6 protein-coding genes are annotated in these 5,207 nt (G+C 70.6%); all 6 read right to left on the bottom strand.

Annotation, left to right across the window (positions count from 1 at the left end; genetic code table 11):
• Positions 1 to 1,088, bottom strand: a 1,088-nt coding sequence (locus LCE31_RS36395; RefSeq protein ID WP_225022212.1) for an AAA family ATPase, incomplete at its 3' end; no start/stop codon positions are given.
• Between the two features lie 188 nt (positions 1,089 to 1,276).
• Complete coding sequence (locus LCE31_RS36390) at positions 1,277 to 1,498, bottom strand: hypothetical protein (RefSeq protein WP_225022210.1); 222 nt, start codon at positions 1,496 to 1,498, stop codon at positions 1,277 to 1,279.
• Positions 1,499 to 1,902: 404 nt separating this feature from the next.
• Positions 1,903 to 3,093, bottom strand: a complete 1,191-nt coding sequence (locus tag LCE31_RS36385; protein WP_225022208.1) for a hypothetical protein — start codon at positions 3,091 to 3,093, stop codon at positions 1,903 to 1,905.
• A complete protein-coding gene (locus LCE31_RS36380; protein ID WP_225022206.1) occupies positions 3,090 to 3,542 on the bottom strand; it encodes a hypothetical protein in 453 nt (150 codons plus the stop codon). The genes LCE31_RS36385 and LCE31_RS36380 overlap by 4 nt, the downstream gene beginning before the upstream one ends.
• A gap of 42 nt (positions 3,543 to 3,584) precedes the next feature.
• Positions 3,585 to 4,676, bottom strand: coding sequence for a hypothetical protein (locus LCE31_RS36375; protein WP_225022204.1), 1,092 nt, complete (start codon positions 4,674 to 4,676; stop codon positions 3,585 to 3,587).
• A 90-nt stretch (positions 4,677 to 4,766) separates the two neighbouring features.
• Positions 4,767 to 5,132, bottom strand: a complete 366-nt coding sequence (locus LCE31_RS36370; RefSeq protein ID WP_225022202.1) for a hypothetical protein — start codon at positions 5,130 to 5,132, stop codon at positions 4,767 to 4,769.
• Between the last annotated feature and the right edge of the window lie 75 nt (positions 5,133 to 5,207).

Genomic DNA, 5,207 nt, shown 5'->3' with positions numbered 1-5,207 from the left:
GGGGAGTCGGGGAGCTGCTTGCCGAGGGTGAGGGGCGCGATCTTCGTGACGCCGGCGGCCTTGGTGACGGCGTCGGCGACGGTGTCGCGATCCTCCACGGGAGCGATGCCGACGAGATTCGCGAGCGCGGCTTTGGTGCCGAGGACGGCCTCGGTTTTCTGGTAGCTGAGCAGTTCCCGCAGTTGGGGGGCCCAGCCCAGCTCGCCGAGTTCGACCTGATGGGCGAGGTGTCGGGCGACCCGGACCACCCGGGGATCGATCTTCAAAGCCAGGGCGAGGTCGTAGTCCGTGCCGATCTGGATCTGCACGCTGAACCGGCTCGCGAGCGCCTCCGTCAGAACGGCCCCGTGGACGCCGGGATTGTGGCCCGCCACCACGTAGAAGCCCGGTTCGGCCTTGATGGTTTCGCCCTTGTGGGCCTTGACCTGGATCTGCCTGCGCCCGTCCATCGCGGGATACAGCGCCGCCAACACCTTCGGTGAGATCAACGTGGCGTCGTCGATCAGCAGGGCGCGGCCCTCGGTCATCGCGGTGACCAGCGGACCGTACTGGAAGACGTAGCCTCCGCCGTCGGCCTGGGTCCACTCGCCGATCAGGTCGCCGACCGTGGTGTCGCCGTCACCGGCGACGGTGAGCAGGTCCGGGAACGCGGCCTCGACCAGACTCGTCTTGCCGGTGCCCGGAGGGCCGTAGAGCAGCACCGGCACGTCGGCGTCCCGCAACCGGTTCAGCGCCTCGACGTCGGGCAGATCGGCCAGCTCCCGGGGGTGGTAGAGCTGACCCCCCGGGCGGCGGATCGGGCCGGACTGCTTCGGTGTGGCTGCTGCGGGAATGGTCGTGCGGGCCCTGGCCGCCTGGGCGCGGGGAGCGTGGGTGCCCGGTGGGCTGATCACCGCGGTCTGCGCGGCTGCGGCGGTCTGCGGATTCGCGCGGAACTTCGGTTGTCCGCTTCCGCCTTGGTCGGCCTCGCCGCGTCGCACCAGGGTCAGGACCGCGTTGCGGACGGCGCCGTGAGAGTGGCCCAGCTGCCTGGCCATCTCCCCGATGGAGAGCGAATCCGCTGGCCGGTCGGCCAGCAGGCGGGCCACCTTGGCCCGTAGTTCGCCGCCCTTGGTGCGCGCTGCACTGGTAGGCGGTGCGGGTGTGGTCACAACGAGGCTCCTTCAACAGGTTTCAGTCCGGGCGGGGTTGGCGAGTCGCTGGAGAGGCTGGCCGCGGGTCACGGACTGTGCCGACATCGGCGACCGGGCCAACCGGGGCGTACCGACGGCGGCGCTCACCCGTCGACCGAGGGCTCGGTGCAGGTGCAGGGGATGACCGGCGACGAGCAGCTCGCTGGCTGCCGAGCGGGCCCGTGCGTCCGCTCCGTACCGGGTTCCGTCGCTCGGCAGGCGCAGACGGGAGCCTCTTCGAAGCCGTCCTGGAGCAGGATCCGCCGGGCGGCGGCGTTGTAGCCGGTGGTGGTGATCTCGCCGGTGATGGCGTGCCGGATCGTCATGAACGGCTCTGCTGGTGCGTCGGGCAAGGCGGATCTCCTATCGGAGGAGGCGGGAAGTGGTGGGGTGTTGGGCGAAGGCGGGGAGGGCCCGGAGCGCGCCGCACATCAACGGTGCGTGGCTGGACCACGAACGACGGGCACGACTGCCGACATGCCCCAGGGCGGGCCTCACCTCCCCGCAGCTACCTGACTGCCTTTCCGTACCTTCTGATAGCCGGGTGTACCAACAACGGCCATCAACGGTTTTTTCAAGTGGGACGGAAAGGAGAGGTGCGCTCTGATCAGGGCGTCTTGTACCGGCCCCGGTGCGAAGGCGCGGCGGTGTCGGCCGCGTGCCGAGACCGCCCGGCGAAGCCTTGGGGAAGAGCGGTGCCGGCGCACGGCAACGAGTAGTTTCTGGGGGCTTAGCGCTGGTGGGCGGTCGCGCCGGTACGAGGAGGCGGCGTGGGCAGTGTGGTGTCCACGGCCGGGCGCGGACGGGCGTGCGGCACGCTGGCACGGTGCGGAGGCAGGACGGCGACAGTCGCACCGAGGTCCTCGGCCGTCTCTTCGACTTCGCGGGCAAGGAACTCGATCTGCCGGCTCAGCGCGGAGAGCCGAGCGGCAATCTGGCGGCCCTGCACGCTCTCCAGTGCGCTTGCGAACTGGGCACCCGTTTCGAGTAGTTGCTGGAGCCGGATCATCGGGCCTGCGTCGTACCCGCGCTGCACGGCGCCCAGGAGGGCATCGGATGCGTCCCCTGCGCTGTGGCCTTCGACGACATCGCGGATGAGATCCTGCAGTGACGCCTCTGGGGCCGGTGCAGGGCGGTTGAAGCGGGAGACGTCCCCGCGCAGTACACCGGGCGGGACCGGCGCGGGCAGTACCTTTCCCGCCTCGTATTCGTGGGTGTAATGCCCGATGACCTGCCAGCCCGGTGCGTACGGGTCGCCTCGCAGCGCGACCACCGTCGAGTCGTCCTCCTCAACCAGGTGGGCGAGGGTGATCGGCTGCCCGTCGGCGGCGTACCACGACTCGGTCAGTTCCAGCTCGCCGCGCCACTGCGCGGCCTGGGCCCTCTCGGTCCACGTCTGCGCTTCCTCGTCGGTCAGCGGAGCCTTGTGGTGCCGGCTCTCGCGTGGGCCGGCGAGGTGGCAGGCGACGGGGCTGAGGTCCGCCCAAGCGGTGAGGTGTGGCCACAGCGCCGCGTGCTGGGCGCGTTCGGCGGGGGAACCGGGGGAGGCCGGCCGGTCGAGAGCCCGGTGGATCTCGGCGGCGGAGGCAGTCAGGCTGTCCAGTACGGCCCGCCACGCGGGCAGGTGCCGGGCGGGCGGCAGCTGGTCGAGCGCGAGGCGGGCTGTATCGATGAGGGCCTCGGCGCGCGGGGCGAGGTGGGTGGCGTACGCCTCCACCGCGGTCTTGTCACGGCGGGCTCGTGCGATTGCGGCGGCGCCTTCGTGGACGGTGCGGCCGTAGCGGTCGCGGGTCAGATCGAGCGCGACCTCGCTCTCGCGGCCGATGGCCGTCATCCGCTGTTGAAAGCTGGCGGCAGCCTGGACGAGTTCGGGTGCCTGGGGTGGGAGGCCGTCGTGCGGTGTATCGCTGGTGGGCGTCATCGAGGCCGCCTGGCGCCAGGGGCCGTCAGGTGGACGGTTGGTGCGTAGGTGGGCTTCGGCGGTGCTGCCGACGGGGAAGTGGTGGGCGGTGTAGCGCGGTGCTGGGTCGTGGGGCCGGCGGCGGCCCGGGCGATGCGACTACGCTGCTGCTGGCTTCCGTTGGGCTGGAACCGGCGGGACGAGGTGGGGGCGGGGGCCGGGTCGAGGCGGATGTCGGCCTGCACGGTGTAGCCCTGGCGGCGAAGATCGTGGACGGCCTGGCGGGTCCGACGGACCCCGTCACGCTCGGGCTCGTTGAGCCGGTACAGCCCGGGCCGGCCGGGGACGGGTTCGAACTGTTCGCGCTCCAGGTACCAGTGGGCAAGGTGCGCGGGCATGGAGGAGGTGCAGGAGGCGACGAAGCCGTGTTCTTCGTGGTCGCCGAAGACGAAGTGGGTGCCGGGGGACAAGGGGCAGTGTTCTCCTCACAGGGTCGGGGGGAGAGAGAGCGGTCAGTGGCTGCCGTGCCTGGGACGGCCCGTGGGAAGGGGGCTGACCGGTGTGGCGACGGGGAGAGCCGGTCGGTGATGGGGTGCGCTCACGCGGGCTTGGCGCAGAAAGATTTCGCCGTCCGTGAGCCAGGTCTCGATGGCCGGCCATGCGCGGGCGTAGCTTTCCTTCGACGACAAGGGGCTGTCGTGCAGGGCCTGGACGAGGGTGACGGCGTCGGTCAGGCGGGACAGCGTCGCTGCGTCGTCGGGCCACGGGCTGCCGGCAGGACGGCAGTGGTCGATCAGAGGCGGAGCGTGGTCGAGGACAGTGAGGAAGTGTCGCCAGGAGTGGCTAAGGAATCTCTCGGCCGCGGAGCTGAGAACAGCAGCGCCCAGCGGAGTGGCGTCGCCGTGGCGGTCGGCGGAGACCGTGGCCTGCCAAGTGTCGTATTCGGACCGGATGCTTCTCAGCGCCGTGGCGATGGCTGAGGTGCGACGGCTGTGTACGGTCCGCTCGTAGGCGGGCAGGTACTGGTCGGCAATGGCCTGGGCCGCCCGCCCGGCGGACGGCGGCAGGACGATACTGCGTGGGGCGTGCGGATCGCCGTAGCCCTCTTGGAGTTCATCCGAGGCAAGGGCGCCCACAAGGTAATGGAGTTGATGCCCAGGGCGTTCGACATACAGCAGCGTGGTGCCGTTCACCGTGTCGGTGAGTGTCCCGGCGTAGGGGATCCGCTCGTTCTTCAGGGCGCGGCCGAGCTCGCCGCTGTCCCAGATCCAGGGCACGAGGTGTTCCTGCCAGGCGGGGTGCGAGTAGACCTCGACCGACGCCTTCCACTGGCCGGGCAAGAGGCGTGCGAGGTCGCGGGCCGCGTCGCCGATGAACCGGCGGCTGCTCGTGTGCACGCTGACGCGGTGGCGTTTCGCGCACGTGATCAGGTCGGCCAAGGTGGTCTTGTTGCCGTTGGCGGGCATGTGGTAGACGAAGTCGGCGTCCCGCTGGAAGCCGCTTTCCGCGAGGGCGGTGTGCGCCCGCGGGTAGTGTTCGCCCGAGGGGATGGCGGCGATCCCGGAGTCCTGGCTGGCCGAGAGGATGATCTGCGCTTCAGTCATGGAGCGGATCCCTGCTGCGGTGTGGGAGGGTGGGCCGGATGATGATGCAGCGGTGGAGCAGAGCGCTCTCCTGATGTTTGGCAGGGCAGTTCAGTGTGTGTGGCCAGCGCGGTCCTGGGGCGGCGGTGCGGCCTGCGCGGGCGAGTGTGAGGGCTGGAGTCGCGGGGTGGCCCTGTCGGCGGCCACGGCTTGTCGATAGGTCCCCACTGTCACGTCGAGGTGTTCGATGGCGTCCGCGCGGCGGGCGGCGAGGATGTCGAGCTGGATGCCGCGCTGCTGGAGGACGCCGAGGGGGTTCACGTGCGCCTGTCCGCCGGCCACCCGGCTGAGGGTGTCGCTGAGCGACGTGGCTTCGTCACGGAACAGGCGCTGCACGTGGTCGAGGTGCTGTGCGGCGTGCACGACCAGCCAGGCCAGTGCATTGATGGTGCTGCCGTGCTCGTGGCGTGTACTCAATTCGCGGAGCGTGACGCCGAGTGTGGCCGCGACGGTGCGAGAGCCATGGTCTGTCGGGGGCTTGGGGCTGGGGCG

Origin of the sequence: Streptomyces sp. 8L (assembly GCF_020176795.1) — a bacterium.
GTDB lineage: Bacteria > Actinomycetota > Actinomycetes > Streptomycetales > Streptomycetaceae > Streptomyces.
This window is presented reverse-complemented; position numbering and strand designations above follow the sequence as displayed.

Excerpts from the sequence above, each read along its gene's own strand:
- LCE31_RS36390 (WP_225022210.1), bottom strand. The coding sequence starts at position 1,498 with ATGACGATCCGGCACGCCATCACCGGCGAGATCACCACCACCGGCTAC.
- LCE31_RS36385 (WP_225022208.1), bottom strand. The coding sequence starts at position 3,093 with ATGACGCCCACCAGCGATACACCGCACGACGGCCTCCCACCCCAGGCA.
- LCE31_RS36375 (WP_225022204.1), bottom strand. The coding sequence starts at position 4,676 with ATGACTGAAGCGCAGATCATCCTCTCGGCCAGCCAGGACTCCGGGATC.